This window comes from Tsuneonella sp. HG249, from assembly GCF_053819205.1.
In genome coordinates this window covers 1980962-1997177 of sequence record NZ_JBSOQY010000001.1, presented here as the reverse complement: position 1 = coordinate 1997177, position 16216 = coordinate 1980962, and the positions used below count along the sequence as shown (strand labels likewise).

General features: G+C 65.5%; 13 protein-coding genes. 6 read left to right on the top strand and 7 right to left on the bottom strand.

Annotated features, from left to right (window positions below):
* Nucleotides 1-15: 15 nt before the first annotated feature.
* Nucleotides 16-1023 carry a UDP-glucose--hexose-1-phosphate uridylyltransferase gene (locus tag ACWPM1_RS10050; RefSeq protein ID WP_455694693.1) on the top strand — a complete coding sequence of 336 codons (1008 nt, stop codon included), beginning with the start codon at nucleotides 16-18 and terminating at the stop codon, nucleotides 1021-1023.
* On the top strand, nucleotides 1020-2111 hold the full coding sequence (gene galK, locus ACWPM1_RS10045) for a galactokinase (RefSeq protein ID WP_455694692.1): 1092 nt from the start codon (nucleotides 1020-1022) through the stop codon (nucleotides 2109-2111). The genes ACWPM1_RS10050 and galK overlap by 4 nt, the downstream gene beginning before the upstream one ends.
* Here the strand turns inward: galK and ACWPM1_RS10040 are convergent.
* Nucleotides 2080-3180, bottom strand: coding sequence for a lactonase family protein (locus ACWPM1_RS10040; RefSeq protein ID WP_455694691.1), 1101 nt, complete (start codon nucleotides 3178-3180; stop codon nucleotides 2080-2082). The genes galK and ACWPM1_RS10040 overlap by 32 nt on opposite strands.
* 109 nt (nucleotides 3181-3289) lie before the next feature.
* Between ACWPM1_RS10040 and ACWPM1_RS10035 the strand changes: the two genes are divergently transcribed.
* From ACWPM1_RS10035 to ACWPM1_RS10020, 4 genes are all read left to right on the top strand, one after another.
* Nucleotides 3290-4840 (top strand): acetolactate synthase large subunit, encoded by a 1551-nt coding sequence (locus tag ACWPM1_RS10035; protein ID WP_455694690.1) that lies wholly within the window; start codon nucleotides 3290-3292, stop codon nucleotides 4838-4840.
* Nucleotides 4840-6063 carry a kynureninase gene (gene kynU / locus ACWPM1_RS10030; protein ID WP_455694689.1) on the top strand — a complete coding sequence of 408 codons (1224 nt, stop codon included), beginning with the start codon at nucleotides 4840-4842 and terminating at the stop codon, nucleotides 6061-6063. Before ACWPM1_RS10035 ends, kynU begins: the two co-directional genes overlap by 1 nt.
* Nucleotides 6064-6077: 14 nt before the next feature.
* The gene (locus tag ACWPM1_RS10025; RefSeq protein WP_455694688.1) at nucleotides 6078-6917 is read left to right on the top strand and encodes an alpha/beta hydrolase; all 840 of its coding nucleotides are present in this window, start codon (nucleotides 6078-6080) and stop codon (nucleotides 6915-6917) included.
* A 117-nt stretch (nucleotides 6918-7034) separates the two neighbouring features.
* A complete protein-coding gene (locus ACWPM1_RS10020; protein WP_455694687.1) occupies nucleotides 7035-7451 on the top strand; it encodes a gamma-glutamylcyclotransferase family protein in 417 nt (138 codons plus the stop codon).
* Here ACWPM1_RS10020 and ACWPM1_RS10015 read toward each other — a convergent pair.
* The 6 genes from ACWPM1_RS10015 to ACWPM1_RS09990 all read right to left on the bottom strand — a co-directional run bounded on the left by ACWPM1_RS10015 (nucleotide 7444) and on the right by ACWPM1_RS09990 (nucleotide 16066).
* Complete coding sequence (locus tag ACWPM1_RS10015; RefSeq protein ID WP_455694686.1) at nucleotides 7444-8088, bottom strand: hypothetical protein; 645 nt, start codon at nucleotides 8086-8088, stop codon at nucleotides 7444-7446. The two genes, ACWPM1_RS10020 and ACWPM1_RS10015, sit on opposite strands and share 8 nt — an antisense overlap.
* Before the next feature lie 168 nt (nucleotides 8089-8256).
* Nucleotides 8257-9024 (bottom strand): TylF/MycF/NovP-related O-methyltransferase, encoded by a 768-nt coding sequence (locus ACWPM1_RS10010; RefSeq protein WP_455694685.1) that lies wholly within the window; start codon nucleotides 9022-9024, stop codon nucleotides 8257-8259.
* 106 nt (nucleotides 9025-9130) lie between these two features.
* Nucleotides 9131-11086: an acetate--CoA ligase gene (acs, locus tag ACWPM1_RS10005; protein WP_455694684.1), complete on the bottom strand. Its 1956-nt coding sequence runs from the start codon at nucleotides 11084-11086 to the stop codon at nucleotides 9131-9133.
* 30 nt (nucleotides 11087-11116) lie between these two features.
* On the bottom strand, nucleotides 11117-12628 hold the full coding sequence (locus tag ACWPM1_RS10000) for an acetyl-CoA acetyltransferase (RefSeq protein ID WP_455694683.1): 1512 nt from the start codon (nucleotides 12626-12628) through the stop codon (nucleotides 11117-11119).
* 148 nt (nucleotides 12629-12776) lie between these two features.
* Nucleotides 12777-14816, bottom strand: coding sequence for a 3-hydroxyacyl-CoA dehydrogenase NAD-binding domain-containing protein (locus ACWPM1_RS09995; RefSeq protein WP_455694682.1), 2040 nt, complete (start codon nucleotides 14814-14816; stop codon nucleotides 12777-12779).
* 11 nt (nucleotides 14817-14827) lie between these two features.
* Nucleotides 14828-16066, bottom strand: a complete 1239-nt coding sequence (locus tag ACWPM1_RS09990; RefSeq protein ID WP_455694681.1) for a serine hydrolase domain-containing protein — start codon at nucleotides 16064-16066, stop codon at nucleotides 14828-14830.
* Nucleotides 16067-16216 lie beyond the last annotated feature (150 nt).

Here is a 16216-nt window from a genome sequence, read left to right as displayed (position 1 = left end):
GCACCAGGCTAGTTTATGACCGGGGCGCCGCACCGTCGGTACAACCGCTTATCGGGGGAATGGGTGCTCGTTTCGCCCCACCGGCTGCAACGGCCTTGGCAGGGCGAGCGGGCCGATGCCGTGCAACCCGAACGGCCGCGACACGACCCGGCATGTCACTTGTGCCCCGGCAACGTCCGTGCCGGCGGTGCCGTGAACCCCGATTATCGCGGGACCTGGACCTTTCCCAACGACTTTCCGGCGCTACTGCCGCAGCAGACCGAGCCCAACTCAAGCGACGACTTGTTCCGGACGGAGAGCATTGCTGGCGAGGCGCGCGTAATTTGCTTTTCGCCCGATCATTCGCTGTCGCTGGCCACAATGGACGACCCCGCCCGTAGCGCGGTGGTCGACGAGTGGTGCGCCCTATCCGAGGAGCTTGGCTCCGCGTGGTCGCACGTGCAGATTTTCGAGAACCGTGGCGCGATGATGGGCGCGTCGTCGCCCCATCCGCACGGTCAGGTGTGGGCGAGCGGCTTTGTCCCGGGGCTTGTCGAGCGCGAGGACCTGCAGCAGCGGACGCACTTTGCGGGCCGCGGGCGCCCGTTGCTCGACGAAGTTGCAGATGCCGAGCTCGAAAGTGGCGAACGAGTCGTGGCCGCCAACGATCACTGGCTGGCGATAGTGCCGTTCTGGGCAGCTTGGCCGTTCGAGACGCTGGTGATCGCTCGCCATGACGTGCGTCGGCTCGAGGATCTCGGCGATGAGGCGCGCGCTGCGCTTGCCGGCATACTTGGCACGCTGCTGCAAGCCTGCGACCGGCTGTTCGATGCGCCGTTTCCCTACTCGATGGGCTGGCACGGCGCGCCCCATTCCCTCGGCGTGGACAGCGTGCACTGGCGATTGCACGCCCATTTCTATCCGCCGCTGTTGCGCTCGGCAGAGGTGCGCAAGCACATGGTCGGATTCGAGCTTCTCGCCGAAGTGCAGCGCGACCTCACGGCGGAAGCGGCGGCCGAACGGCTGCGGGAGATGATCCGATGACGGCCATGGAACGAGCCGAACAGGCGTTCCGCGCACACTACGGAACGGCGCCGGATGGCGTGACGTTCGCGTCCGGGCGGGTGAATCTGATTGGCGAGCACGTCGATTACAATGACGGTCTCGTCCTGCCGATGCCGATCGCGCAGGGCACTGCGGTCGCTTGGGGGCTCGCGGCCGGACAGGAGGTCGAGCTCTTTGCCGAGGACATGGGGGAGGCCGACAGCTTTCCCCTCACGCATCCCGCTCGCCCGCCGCAGACGGACTGGCGGTCGTATTGTCGCGGCATGGTCGCTAATGCGCCGTTCGCGCTGGGCACCGGTTGCCGTCTCGCGATCGCCGGGGACATGCCGAGGGGCGGTGGCCTGTCGTCCTCGGCCTCGCTGTGCATCGCTGTTGGGCGAGCCCTGGCGGCCGTCAGCGGAGGCTTGGCGGACGCCGTCCCGCTGGCACTTGCCGCGCAGCGGAGCGAGCACGAGTTCGCCGGCGTATCTTGCGGTATCATGGACCAGATGGCGATCGCTGCCGGCCGGTCCGGCGAGGCGATGATGCTCGATTGCCGCGACCTGTCCTACGTACACGTCCAGATACCCCGCGACTGGGCGGTGGTCGTAGTCGATTCCGGGATTACCCGCGGCTTGGTCGAAGGCGAATACAATGCGCGCCGGTCCGAGTGCGCGGAAGCCGCCTCGCTGCTGGGGGTTGCCAGCCTGCGCGATGCGACCCCCGAGATGGTGGAGCAGGCTCACCTGCCGCCGGTCATTGAGCGCCGGGCGCGACACGTGGTCGACGAGATCGCGCGAGTCCGTCGGTTGGTCGGCGCATTGCGCGCCAACGATATAGGCGAACTGACCGATGTCATGCGGGAGGGTCACGCGTCGCTGCGCGACAACTTCGAGGTGAGCGTTCCGGGCGTCGACCGACTCGTAGACCGACTGCAGGCGCTGCTTGGCGCCAAGGGCGGCGCGCGTATGACGGGCGCCGGCTTCGGTGGTTCGATCGTCGTAGTGGCGGAGCGCGAGACGGCTACCCGCATTCTTTCGGAGATAGAAGCGCCGGTTATTGGGGTACTCGGGGTGGACACTGCGTAAGGTTCACGGAGCCATTCGAACCGCGGTCACGCAGGCCTTCCGTGATGAGGAAGGCAGCGCCAGGCACACGCAGGGGCCCACCTGCCAGCGTCCAATTGTCGCCCTCCGCCGCAAGACGCCGGATCGATCCGCTTTCCTCGTTCACGACCAACAATTCTTCTGCCGCCCAGCCAAAGTGGCGGGGCGATCGGCCGCCGCTGCCGGCAAGCGCTCCACGCCGAAGGGTGCCGTCGTCCTGAATGTCGAACCAGGCAAGGCTGTCGTGACCGCGATTGGTGGCGATCAGGCGTCTATTGCTGGGGTCGAATTGGAGGTGCCCGCCGAGGTTCTCATCGGTGAAATGCTCGGCCAGCAGTGGCAGCGTCTGATGCGCGATAAAGCGAGGGGCCTCGACCCGCAGCACCGTAATCGACGCTGCAAGCTCGCAGACGAGGTAGGCCAGCGAACCGTCGCGGTTGAACAACAAGTGCCGCGGGCCGCTACCGGATGGGGCGCGATAGACCACCGACGAAGCGCCTAACTCTCCCGAATCCGAGTGCCATGAAAACGCCAGCACTTCGTCGGTCCCGAGGTCGGTCTGGAACAACCAATCACCGGATGGACTGAATATGGCACAATGCGCGTGCGGGCCCTCCTGTCGATCGCCGACGGGCCCACTGCCCGCGTTCCGCCGGACGATCACTTCGCCGCCAGGCAAACCCGTCGCTTCGTCGAGGCGGAGCACCGTGCAACTACCGCTGGCGTAATTGGCGACCGCCAGCGCGGTCTCCGCCGGATCGAGCGAGACGTAACACGGCTCGGCCCCGCGCGTGGCAATCGAGGCCAACTGCTCCATCTCGCGTCCGTTCCAGCGGTAGGCCCCGACAGCGCCCTCTTCGCTTTCATCGACGAGGTAATGCAGGCCGTACCGGTGCGAATAGACGCCGTATGAGGCGTTGGGCGCCTGCGACAACGGATGGCCCAGCCGCAAGCCGTCGTCGCCGGTTCGGTAAACCGGACACAACCCGGGCCCGCCCGCCTCCGTGTAGGTCCCGACGAGTGCCAGCGGCTGGTTCGATGACGGGAGCATGCTCCCATAGCGCGCAAGGCGCTATCGGGTTTCCGATCAATGGTACCCGTTGGCAAACGCGCCGGACGCGCTATTCGCGGCGACAGCATTGGTGTGGAGAGGCTGGATAATGAACGGTGCGCAGAGTCTGGTCTCAACTCTGGTCGGCCATGGTGTCGACGTGTGCTTCGCGAACCCCGGCACCTCGGAAATGCACTTCCTCGCCGCGCTGGGCGACCCCCGCATGCGCGGTGTATTGTGCCTGTTCGAAGGCGTGTGCACCGGGGCGGCGGACGGCTACTTCCGCATGGCAGATAAGCCGGCGGCGACCCTTCTGCACCTCGGCCCAGGCCTCGCCAACGGGCTCGCCAACATCCACAACGCGCGACGCGCATCGAGCGGCATGGTCAACGTGGTAGGCGAACACGCCACCGCGCACCTCAAGTACGATGCGCCGCTTACATCTGACATCGAGGGCCTCGCGCGCCCCCTAAGTCACTGGGTCCGCCGCGCCGATAGCGCGCAGACGATCTCGGCAGATACGGCTGCGGCGATTGCCAAAGCGCGCGAGCACCCGGGGCGCATCGCGACGCTGATCCTGCCGGGCGATACCGCATGGCAGGATGCTGGGGAGGCGGTCGCCCCGCCGCCGCTGGCGATCGCCCGCAAGGCACCTGAACTGGCGCGGGTCGAACAGGTTGCCAAGGTACTCCGCACCGGCGAACCGGCAATGCTGATCCTTGCCAACAAGGCCTGCCGGATCGAGCCGCTCGAGCTGGCCGGGAAGGTCGCCGCGGGCACCGGTTGCCGCCTCGCCAGCCAATTCTTCACCAATCGCATAGAGCGCGGCGCGGGTCGGGTGCCGCTCGAGCGCATTCCCTATTCGGTGGCGCCCGCGCTCAAGTTCCTTGCGCCGGTGAAGCACCTGATCCTGCTCGAAACCAAGGAACCGGTCGCGTTCTTCAGCTACCCAGGGCAACCGAGCCTGCTCAAGGCACCCGGCACTCAGGTGCATACGCTGAGCGAGCCGGACGAGGACAGCACGCTCGCGCTGGAGATGCTCGTCGATGCGCTCGGCCTCCGCAACGCGCAGGCCCGGTTCCAGGAGCGGACCGAGGCGGCAGTGCAGAGCGGCAAGCTCGACCCCATCAGCATCGCCCACGCACTGTGTGCCGGCATTCCTGAGAACGCGATCGTCGTCGACGAGAGCCTCACCAGCGGGCGCGAGTCGATGAGCTACACATTGGGCGCGCGGCCGCACGACATGATCAACAATCTCGGCGGCTCGATCGGCTATTCGCCCCCGGTCGCCACCGGCGCGGCGCTCGCGTGCCCCGATCGGCGGACCATCTGCCTCGTCGGTGACGGCAGCGCGATGTACACCATCCAGGCGCTGTGGACGCAGGCGCGCGAGCAGCTTCCGGTGACTACCGTGGTGTTTGCCAACAACACCTACAACATCCTCAAGGCCGAATACGCCAACATGGGCGCCGGCGACCTGCCTAGTGAGGCGGCGCTGACGATGATCGACATCGACCGGCCGACGATCGACTGGCTCTCGATGGGCAAGGCGATGGGCGTGCCCGGGGTGCAGGTCGAGACCGCCGAGGGTCTTGCCAAGGCGCTGCTCGATGCCAATGGCGAGGCGGGGCCGCGGCTGATCGAGGTCAAGCTCTACTGATGGAACCGACAGAGCTTGACGCCGCCGATCCACTGCGCGGATTTCGCAAGCGGTTCATGCTGCCCGAGGGGGTGATCTACCTCGACGGCAACTCGCTCGGCTGCCTACCCAAGGAGGCGCCATCGCGACTCGCCGAGGTCGTGACGCGTGAGTGGGGTGAGGGACTAATCGGCGCGTGGAACAACGCGGGCTGGGTCGATACACCGCAGCGGGTAGGCGACAAGATCGCCTCGTTAATCGGCGCGGGACCGGGCGAAGTGGTCGCTTGCGATTCCACTTCGGTGAACGTGTTCAAGGCATTGTGCGCAGCGCTGTCGGTCAACCCTGGGCGCAGTACGATCCTGTCGGAGCGCGGCAATTTCCCGACTGACGTTTACATGATGCAGGGGCTGGAGGCGCTGACCGGCCGGCAGGTCACCGCACAACTGGTTGAACCTGGCAAAATCGAGACCGCGATCGGTGCCGATACCGCGGTCGTCCTGCTGACCCAGGTCCATTACCGCACGGGCCGGATTCGCGACATGGCGGCAACCACGGCGGCCGCGCACGCGAAGGGCGCGCTGGTGATCTGGGACCTCAGCCACAGTGCGGCGGCGATCCCGGTCGATCTCACGGGTGCGAGCGCCGATTTCGCGGTAGGATGCGGGTACAAGTTCCTCAACGGCGGTCCCGGCGCGCCGGGGTACATCTTCGTCGCCAAGCGGCACCAGTCGGCAGCGCAACCCGCGCTGGCCGGCTGGTTTGGTCACGCACGCCCGTTCGATTTCGAGGAGGCCTACACGCCGGCCGACGGGATCAAGCGCTTCCTGGTCGGGACGCCGCCGATACTCGGGCTGGCTGCGCTGGAGGTGGGCGTGGACCTGTTCCTCGAAGCCGACATGGCCGCAGTGCGCGCCAAGTCGATTGCGCTGGGACAACTGTTCGTCGAGCGAATGGAGCGGCTCTGCCGCGAGCACGGCTTTGTCCTCGCGAGCCCTGCTGACCCGGCCGAGCGGGGCAGCCAGATCTCGTACTCGCACCCGGAAGCCTATCCCATCGTACAGGCGTTGATCGCGCGCGGAGTGGTCGGAGATTTCCGCTCGCCAGACGTGCTCCGCTTCGGGTTGACGCCGCTTTACACGAGCTACGCCGACGTCGCCGCCGCGGTCGAAACGCTTGCGGAGGTGATGGCGGCGCGGGCTTGGGACCGCGCCGAATTCCGGGTGCGCGCGGCGGTCACCTAGGTTAGGCTGGCGGCATGACGCCACCGACCCTCGAATGGACGCTGACCGGGCACGGCGGCGTGGCCCTCCAGGCACAGGCCTGGCTTCCCAAGGGCGAGGCGCGCGATGCGATCGCGATCGCCCATGGATATGCCGAGCATGGCGGGCGCTACGGCAACCTCGTCGAGCGATTGGTCCCACTGGGCTTCGCGCTCTACGCGCTCGACCACCGCGGGCACGGTCGCTCGGGCGGCAAGCGCGCGCTGGTCGATCGCATGGCCTGGGTGATCGACGACTTCCGCCGCTTCGTCGGCGATGTCCGCGCGCGGCACGGCGGGCAGCCCATCAAGCTGCTTGGCCACTCGATGGGCGGTAACGTTGCCTTCGGCTACGCGCTGCGCTGGCCGGAAGACCTTTCCGGGCTGATCCTATCCGGCCCGCTGATCGGCGGCAGCGTTCCTAAGGCCCAGCTTCTCGCCATGCGGCTCTTTTCCGCCATCGCGCCAGGAATGGGCACGGTGGCGCTTCCACCAGAGGCGGTGAGCCGCGATCCCGCGGTGGTGGCGGCTTACGCTACGGATCCTCTGGTGACGGTCGGCAAAGTGCCGGCGCGCACCGCACACGAACTTTTTTCCGCGCTGCCTGCTTATCTTAAGGGCGCACCGCACATGAAAGTGCCGGTGTTGATCCAGCACGGCGAGGCCGATGCGCTAGTCCCGCTCGCCGGGGTCCGCCCGACCATCGACGCGATCGGCGCCAGTGACAAGACGGTGATTACTTACCCGGGCCTGTTCCACGAGATTTACAACGAGCCCGAGAAGGACGAGGTCATCGACGACCTGATTCACTGGCTTGACGCACATCGGGCCGCATAGAGTCGAAGATTCTGAGAGTAACTGCGAACGCTGAGCGCCGAAGTTCCAACCTATCTGGGCAGCCCAGTATCCACTATCACACGGCTCAGGCCGCGGCATGCTTGCGATGGCAGCGGCATGCCCTTTATACGACCGCTGTTGCCCATCCTTTTCTCATATGGAACCCTTCAGCAGCCGGAAGTCCAACTCGGAACTTTCGGCCGGCTGATCGAAGGAGTCGAGGATACCCTGATGGGTTATATCCTTGCTCCGTTGCACGTCAGTGATGCCGGCGTCATCGATCTCAGCGGGCTGGACGTCCATTTGATCGCCCGACGGAGTTCCGCCGGCGCGAACGCGATCAAAGGGTACGCCTTTGAAGTCACAGAGGAGGATTTGGCCAAGGCCGATGCTTACGAAGTTGATGTCTACGCCAGGGTCGAGGAGATACTTGGCTCCGGGCGCCGCGCGTTCGTCTACGTCGGAGCACCGACGGCCGAGACATCCGATCGGTCTGACCGCAAGCCCAGGGAGACGCCCACTCCTGTCACCTGATGTCTAGATCGAGGAGCGTGAACCGCGCTGGCCCCGTCGCGTAAACACCGTGACTACGCCTTGAGACGGAGCCGAACGCCAATCCGATGGTCGCGGTGTTTTGCAAGGTAGCCGCAAATGGCTCGCGTTGCTCGGCGTTGCTGTTGGGTTGGCTATACACATTGGTCCACACCTCATCGAGACTAACCGTGATGGTGTGCTCGCCCGGCGATAGCGGCATAACCGCATGAACTGGCGTGTACCAACGATAGGACTGGAAACGTCCCTTGCCACTCCAATTATCGCCCGATCGCTGCAAATACAGCGAGACCGTCGCGGCCTCGCCAGGCGTTTCGTGCGCGATGAACCGAGTCCCCCGGGCAACCTCGACGCGGTACCGTAAGGTGATGCGGCGAGCTCCGGCAATTGGAGCCGTTGCGGTGGTCATTGCATCGATCTGGCCGCGCCCCTGCAGCGGAAATACGAACGAAACGCCGCCGCCGGGCGCTGCACTTGGCGTGGCGGGCATGCCCACCGAATAGTTACGACCACGAACCCAAGGGCCTATTTCCCATGAGTCGGCCGGAGGCATCGCGATGACCGGGGTCGCAAGTGCAGCAGCCCATCCAGCGACAATGGCAAGTGTTTTTCGTATCATGCCCCAGGCATGGCATACCAGGCGTGTCGTGGCCCTGAACTGGGCAGCAAGCTTGCCGAAAGAATGCCGAAGCCAACTTGCCGCTACCCCCGGGACGGCTCTCGCGTTGAGTTTCGGATTACGGTTCCGGCATACCCGCTATCGCAAAGGAAACGGCCAACCATCAGTTCATCGCACGAGCTTCCAAGCGGCATTCCAGGGATAGGTGATGGCCAGCGGCTCGAATCGAGCCCTTTCTTTCCATTCGCGAAAAGCCCGCTGTTCTCCGTGATTCCACGGACAGGGCTCGCTTTCGAAGCTGAACCAGTCGTCGAAAATTATCACGGAACCGACCCCTAGCAAAGGAGCGAGAAACCTCAGCACGGGCACAGTCGAAAGGTAGAGATCGCAATCGATATGGACGACATGTGCACGTCCGGGATTGATCCCCAACTTGGCAGCGATGTGCGGCTCCAAGGCTTGGTCAAAGAAACCCTTGTTAATTGTTACCCTTTCCAAGGGTACGCCGGCTTTAAGCAGGAATCGCGTGAACACCTGCTCCCCGTATGACATGTCGCCCTTTGTGAAGTCCCCTTCGCTGCCGGGCAGCCCCTCGAAAGAATCGAACGCATGAAACCGCATGCTTTCGAAGGCCCGATAGTTGCGCGCGGTCTTCATGGCGCTAATCATCGATGTTCCGCGGGCTACACCGAACTCGAGATAGTCGCCCACGTTTTCCGAACGCGCCACGTTCCCGAACGCTACCTCGAAAACGGCCATTCTATGCCTGTTGTCCCGAAAGACGACGCTTCGGGCTGCGTCATATATCGGAGCCGAGATCGCAGTAGGAAGCCGCATATAAAGGCCGGCAAGTGCTTCGCGTGAGCCGGTCACCATCGACATCAACCGCTTGGCGACACCGTATTTGGATCGCTGGTTCGAGGCGCTATTCGTCATCCGTTGCTTCCTGCACGCGGGCGCCTAGGTGCGGCATCAACTGACAATAGGCAAGTCGCCACCAAAACCGCATCCAGGGCCCTAGCATGGTCCCTCTTACTTCGATTCACCGGTTAAGCCGCCCCTCGATCAGCGTCTCCACGACGCTGGGGTCTGCCAGCGTCGAGGTATCGCCCATCGCGCCGAGCTCATTCTCTGCGATCTTGCGGAGGATGCGGCGCATGATCTTGCCGCTGCGGGTCTTGGGGAGCGCGGGGGTGAAGTGGAGATGGTCGGGGCTAGCGATCGGGCCGATTTCCTTGCGCACCTGTTGCCGCAGTTCGGCCGTCAGTGCGTCGCTCGATTCCTCGCCCGCGTTGAGGGTGACGTAGCAGTAGATGCCCTGTCCCTTGATGTCGTGCGGGTAGCCGACCACCGCCGCCTCGGCGACCTTGTCGTGCAGCACCAGCGCGCTTTCGACCTCGGCGGTGCCCATCCGGTGGCCGCTGACGTTGATGACGTCGTCCACCCGGCCGGTGATCCAGTAGTAGCCGTCGTCATCGCGGCGGCAGCCGTCGCCGGTGAAGTACTTGCCGCGGTAGGTGACGAAGTAGGTCTGCACGAAGCGGTCGTGATCGCCGTAGACGGTGCGCGCTTGGCCGGGCCAGGAGCGGGTGAGGCACAAGTTTCCGCTCGCCGCGCCCTCGAGCACTTCCCCGTCGCCGTCGACGAGCTGCGGGCAGACCCCAAAGAACGGTTTGCCCGCGCTGCCCGGCTTCATGTCGTGCGCGCCGGGGAGGGTGGTGATCATCACCCCGCCGGTCTCCGTCTGCCACCAGGTATCGATTACCGGCAGCGCGCCTTTGCCGACAGTGTCGGAGTACCAGCGCCAGGCTTCGGGGTTGATCGGCTCGCCCACGGTGCCGAGCAGGCGCAGCGAGGAGAGGTCGTGCCGCTCGACCGGCGCCTTGCCCTCGCGCATCAGCGCGCGGATCGCGGTGGGGGCGGTGTAGAAGATGTTGACGCGGTGCTTGGCGACGGTGGCCCAGAAGCGGTCGTGATCTGGCCAATTGGGCACCCCTTCGAACATCAGCGCGGTCGCGCCGTTCTGCAGCGGTCCGTAGACGACGTAGCTGTGCCCGGTGACCCAGCCGATGTCGGCGGTGCACCAGAACACCTCGCCGGGCCGGTAATCGAACGTGTAGCGGAAGGTGGTCTCGGTCCACACCGCATAGCCGCCGGTGGTGTGGAGCAGGCCCTTGGGCTTGCCCGTGGAGCCGCTGGTGTAGAGGATGAACAGCGGGTCCTCCGCGTTCATCGGCTCACATTGGCACTCTGCGGGCACCCCTTGCGACAACTCGTGATACCAGTGATCGCGGCCTTCGGTCATGTTCACCGAGTTTCCGGTGTGTCTGAACACTAGAACGCCCTTGCTCGGCACCTTTTGAAGCGCTTCATCGACATTGTTCTTGAGCGGCACGGCCTTGCCGCCGCGGCGCCCTTCGTCGGCGCAGACCACCCAGTCGCTCGCGCAATCCTCGATCCGCCCGGCGATCGCCTCGGGGCTGAAGCCGCCGAAGATCACCGAATGCACCGCGCCGATCCGCGCGCAGGCGAGCATCGCGATGGCGCCCTCGGGCACCATCGGCATGTAGATGGTGACCCGGTCGCCCTTGCGAACGCCCATTTTTTTCAGAGTGTTGGCGACGGATATTACGTTGCGCTGGAGTTCGGCGTAGGTGATGCGCCGGACCTCGCCCGCCGGATCGTCGGGCTCGAAGATCAGCGCGATCCGCTCGCCGTGGCCAGCGGCGACGTGCCGGTCGACAGCGTTGTGGCACAGGTTGAGCTTGCCGTCGGCGAACCAATCGATTGCGACCGGATCGAAGCTCCAGTCGCCCGCTTTGGTCGGCTCCTCCACCCAGTCCAGCCGCTGGGCCTGCTCGAGCCAGAACCCATCGCTGTCTTCGATGCTGCGGCGGTACATCGCCTCGTATTGCTCGGCAGTACAGTTGGTGCCCTCGGCGGCGGAGGCCGGACGGCGCACCCATTCGTGGTCGTGTTGCACGGCGGCGTCGGGCATCTTGCTCTCCTCTGGCTGCAAGCTAGCCAATCACGCCGCGAGTGTGAACGCGTTGCGTTCTCCGTCGTTCGATAGCGCGACTTGGCGCCCCAGCGGGTCCTCCGCCTCCATCGCAGCGAGAGTGGCCGGCTCGTCGCTGCGGGCGATGAAGCGCCGCCCGTCGGTGAGACTGCCGATGACGACCGCGTAGGTTGGCCCCTCGCGTCCATGGACGACAGTGTAGGTCTCGATGGTCCCCCCGCCTTCGACAAGGCCGGCGAGTTCGGGCGGGGCGGGGCGGTTCTGCACCGCTTCACTCCAGCCACGAAACGGGGCGGGCGTGGTCGACAAGACGAGCGCGGCGTACTTGCTCTGGAACCCGCCGTTCGCGCCGACTAGCCCGAAGGCGCCGGGTCGATCCCGGAGCCGCTCAACCGTGCTGGCGATTGCGTGGCTCGAATACCCGTTACCGGCACCACCAAAGTACGGAAGGCCGCCGGTGACGGTCAGACCGCGCGGATCATCGGGCGACAGGCCGAGGTGGTCGATCGCGGTCGAGAACACCGCGATGGGAAAGCATGAGTAGAAGTCGAGCACCTCGACCTCCTCGATGCCCTTGCCGGCGGTACTCAAGGCGGCATCCAGCGCCGCTTCGGCAGCGGGATATGCGCCGGGATCGGCGCGTTCGAGGATATCGGGCTCGGCCGCCTGCGCCGCCCCGTGGAGGTAGATCCACTTGTCCTCTGGCACCCCCGCCTCGCGCGCGGCGGCGGCGGACATTACGACCAGGGCGGCGCCCATGTTGACTTGGTCGCGCGCGACGACCTTGAGGAGGAAGGGATCGGCAATCATCCGGTTTTTCGGGGTGATCGTGGCGATCTCCGCGGCCGACAACGGCTCGCTCGCCCCGCTCGAATAAGGGTTGGCCGCCGCCACCGCGCTAAATGGCGCGAATAGTTCGCCCATCGCCTGGTGGTAGTCTTCGCGGCTCATCCTGAGTCGCGCGCGGCGGGCGTTTTCCAGCAGCGCATACGCGATCGGCGCGCTGACGATACCGTGGACAATGCCATGCTTGGTCAGCATTCGCGCCGAACCGCGATCCTCGATATCGCCCTCGTCATGCTCCGCCCAGTCGCGGTCCTCGCCTTGACTGGAAAGGTGGCGGGCGGAGGAGATCGCCTCGGCCCCGAACACAATCCCCGCAGCGATCTCGCCGCGGGCGATGCGCTCGGCCATTTCGACCAGCGCGGTCACTGGCGACTGGCCGCCAACCGCTTCGAGGATCGCGAGCTTGGGCGCCACGCCAAGCCGTCGTGCGACTGCCAGCGGGAACTTGTCCGGCTTGCCGAAGGGCGCGGGCGCCGCGCCGGAATCCTCAAACGTGCGGATGGCGCTGACCACCTCGATCAGCGGCCGCAAGTCGGCTCTCGCGGCAGCGTCATCCAGCGCCCGCTCGGCCGCCCACGCGGCGAGGTCGGCCGCGCTCTGGCCTTCGTAGGCGGGCTCGCCGATTCGCTCGACGCACTGTCCGACGCCGACAATGACCGGAGTCGCGCCGATCATCGTGTAGGACTTGGCACAGTTGGCACACTGTTCGGACGCAAAATAATCGCCTGCCCGAATGGGTCAGCAGATACACGAACGGCAGGAGCCACAAACCCGGTCATGCCCGCTGAATGGCACAGGCGGGACCGTGTAGGAAAGCGCCTGCTCAGCGGTTGAACTTCTCGCCCGCGTCGGCCTTGCGGCGCAAGTAATCGCTCACCGGAAGGCCATGCTTTTCAAGCCCTTGGACGACGGTCTTGAGACCGATGGTGTCGGCCCAGAACATCGGCCCGCCGGTGTAGAGCGGCCAGCCGTAGCCGTTGATCCACACCACATCGATGTCGCTGGCGCGCTGGGCCATCTTCTCGTCGAGGATTTTCGCGCCCTCGTTGACCATCGGGTAGAGCAGCCGCTCGCGGATTTCGTCCTTGGAGATTTCGCGCTGCGGCTTGCCTTCCCTGGCGGCGAACTCGGCGATGATCGCCTTGGTTTCCTCGGATGGCGTGCGGTTGCGCGCCTCGTCGTAGTCGTAATAGCCCTTGCCCGCCTTCTGGCCGAAGCGCCCCTTGGCGCAGAGCGCGTCCCGGATCGTTTCGATCTTGCTGGGGTCGCGATGCCAGCCGATGTCGGTGCCGGCGAGGTCGCCCATCTGGAACGGACCCATCGGGAAGCCGAATTCGAGCAGGACGTCGTCGATCTCCCAGTAGTTCGCGCCTTCCATCAGCAGCGCCTGGGCCTGCTGCTGACGCGGCGAGAGCATGCGGTTGCCGATGAAGCCGGGGCACACGCCCGAGACGGCGGCGACCTTGCCGATGGTCTTGGCGAGCTTCATGCAGGTGGCGAGGACGTCGCCGCGGGTTTCACGCCCGCGGACGATCTCCAGCAGCGTCATCACGTTGGCGGGCGAGAAGAAGTGCAGGCCGAGGACGTATCCCGGCCGCTTGGTCGCGGACGCGATCTCGTCGACGTTGAGATAGCTGGTGTTCGAGGCGAGGATCGCACCCCGCTTCACCACCTCGTCGAGCTTGGCGAACACCTGTTTCTTGACGTCCATGTTCTCGTAGACCGCCTCGATCACGAGATCGCAGTCTGCAAGTTCGCCATAGTCGAGCGTGGGCTTCAAGAGCCCCATCGCCTTCTCGACCGCCTCGTCGGTCATGCGGCCGCGCTTGGCGGTGTTCTCGTAGTTCTTGCGGATCGTCCCGGTGCCGCGATCGAGCGCGTCCTGCTGCATCTCGAGGATCGTCACTGGGATGCCGGCGGAGAGAAAGTTCATCCCGATCCCGCCGCCCATCGTGCCGGCACCGATGATGCCGACCTTGTTGATCGGGATCAGCGGGGTGTCGGCGGGCACGTCGTCGATCTTGTTCGCGGCGCGCTCGGCGAAGAAGTAGTGGCGCATCGCGGCGCTCTGCGTGCCGGTCATCAGCTTCATGAACAGCTCGCGCTCGCGCTTGACGCCCTCGGCATAGGGCAGCTCGCCGGCGGCCTTGACCGCCTCGATCGCGGCGTTGGGTGCGTCGAACCCGCGAATCTTGCGCGCCTGGCTGGCGCGGAACTTGTCGAAGATGTCGGGGTCGCGCACGCCGTCCTGGTTCTTCGTTCCTTCCGAGGCGCGCGGCACCGGCTGACCGACCTTGCTGCGCGCGAAGGCGACGGCATCGGACTCGAGGCTGTCCTCGCCGACGATCGCGTCGACCAGCCCGATCGCTTGCGCTTTCTTAGCGGGGATCGGATCGCCCCCGACTACCAGTGGAAGCGCCGCCTCGGCACCGACGAGGCGCGGCAGGCGCTGCGTGCCCGCGGCACCCGGGATCAGCCCGAGCTTGACCTCAGGGAGCCCCATCTTCGCGCTGGGCACAGCGACGCGGTAGTGGCAGGCGAGCGCGACTTCGCACCCGCCCCCCAGTGCGGTGCCGTGGATCGCCGCCACGACCGGCTTCTCGCTCGCTTCCATCGCATCGAGCGTCTCGGGCAGGCTGGGCCCTTGCGGCGGCTTGCCGAATTCGGTGATGTCTGCGCCGGCGAAGAAAGTCCGCCCGTCGCAGCGAATGACGACCGCCTTCACCCCATCGTCGGCGAGTCCCGCGTCGATCTCGCGCTTGAGCCCGGCGCGCACCGCTTGGCCCAGCGCGTTCACCGGGGGATTGTTCGACACCACGACCAGCACGTCGCCATCGCGGTGGGAGGAAATCGGATCGGACATCGGTTGGCTCCTCAGGCGCGGCTGTCGGTCAGCGCGGAATAGATCAGGGTCTTCAATTGGCGGCGCACCGGATAGGCGCTCGACGGGTAGACCTGTGTCATGAACACCATCGTCACGCCTTCGAGCGGGTCGACGAAGAACGCGGTCGAGTAGGCGCCGCCCCAGTAGAATTCACCCTTGCTCGCCGGCATCAAGGTCTTGGCCGGGTCGATGACGCAGGCGAAGCCGAGCCCGAAGCCGACCCCGGCGTTGTTGCTTTCGGAAAACAGGCTCTGGCTGAGCTGGGTGAGATCCTGCCCGCCCGGGAGGTGATTGGCGGTCATCAGGTCGAGCGTCTTCGGACTGACGATGCGTGCCCCGCCAAGCTCGCCTCTGTTGACCAGCATCGCGGTGAAGCGGTGGTAATCCGCCAGCGTACCGATCAGGCCGCCGCCGCCGCTGTCGAACTTGCCCGGCATGCCCAGTCTGCTCGTCTTGCCGGCATCGATCTGCTTGGCCGGCTGGCCCGGCATATACTGGTAAGCATCGACCAGCCGGCCAAGCTGGCCCTCGGCGACCCCAAAGCGGGTGTCGGTCATCCCGAGCGGCGCGAAGATGTGCTGCTCGAAGTAATCGCCCAGCCGCATCCCGCTGATGCGCTCGACCGCGACGCCGAGCACGTCGGTGGAGACCGAGTAATTCCACCGGTCGCCGGGCGAGAATTCGAGCGGGATCTTGGATAGCTTGGCGATGTATTCGTCGCTGTCGAGGTGCGCCCGAGCGAAATCGAAACTGGCATCCCGGTAAGCGGCGTCAACGTTGGTGCGCTGCTGGAAACCGTAAGTGAGCCCTGACATGTGGGTCATCAGATCGACGAAGCGCATCGGCCCCGCTTTGGCACCGGGCACGAACGGCGCGCCGCTGCCGCCGCCACCGGCATAGACCGAGAGGTTGGCGAACTCCGGGAACACCTTGGTCACCGGGTCCTCGAGCGCGACCTTGCACTGCTCGACGAGCTGCATGAACGCAATGGAGGTGATCGGCTTGGTCATGCTGGCGATGCGGAACAGCGCATCCTCGCGCACGTCCTCGCGGCCTTCGCCCATCTTCCCGGCCTGCATCCTGTAGACCGGCTCGCCATCGCGCGCGACGAGGAGCTGAACCATCGGCAGCTTGCCCTTGTCGACATATGCAGTGCGCAGGAACGGCTCGATAAGCGCGAGCCTCTCGGCGTCGAAACCGAGCGTGGAAGCCTTGGTGGTATCCAGCATGCGATTCTCTCCCGGTCTTCGCTGTTGGTCAGGCGCCAAGCCATACCCCGCTTTCCGGGAACGGCAACCGGTCAGTTGCTCGATTTGGCATACCTTTCTACCGAAACGGCGCTTGCGCAGGCGCGCCGATGGCTTAGTCTCGCATTCGAA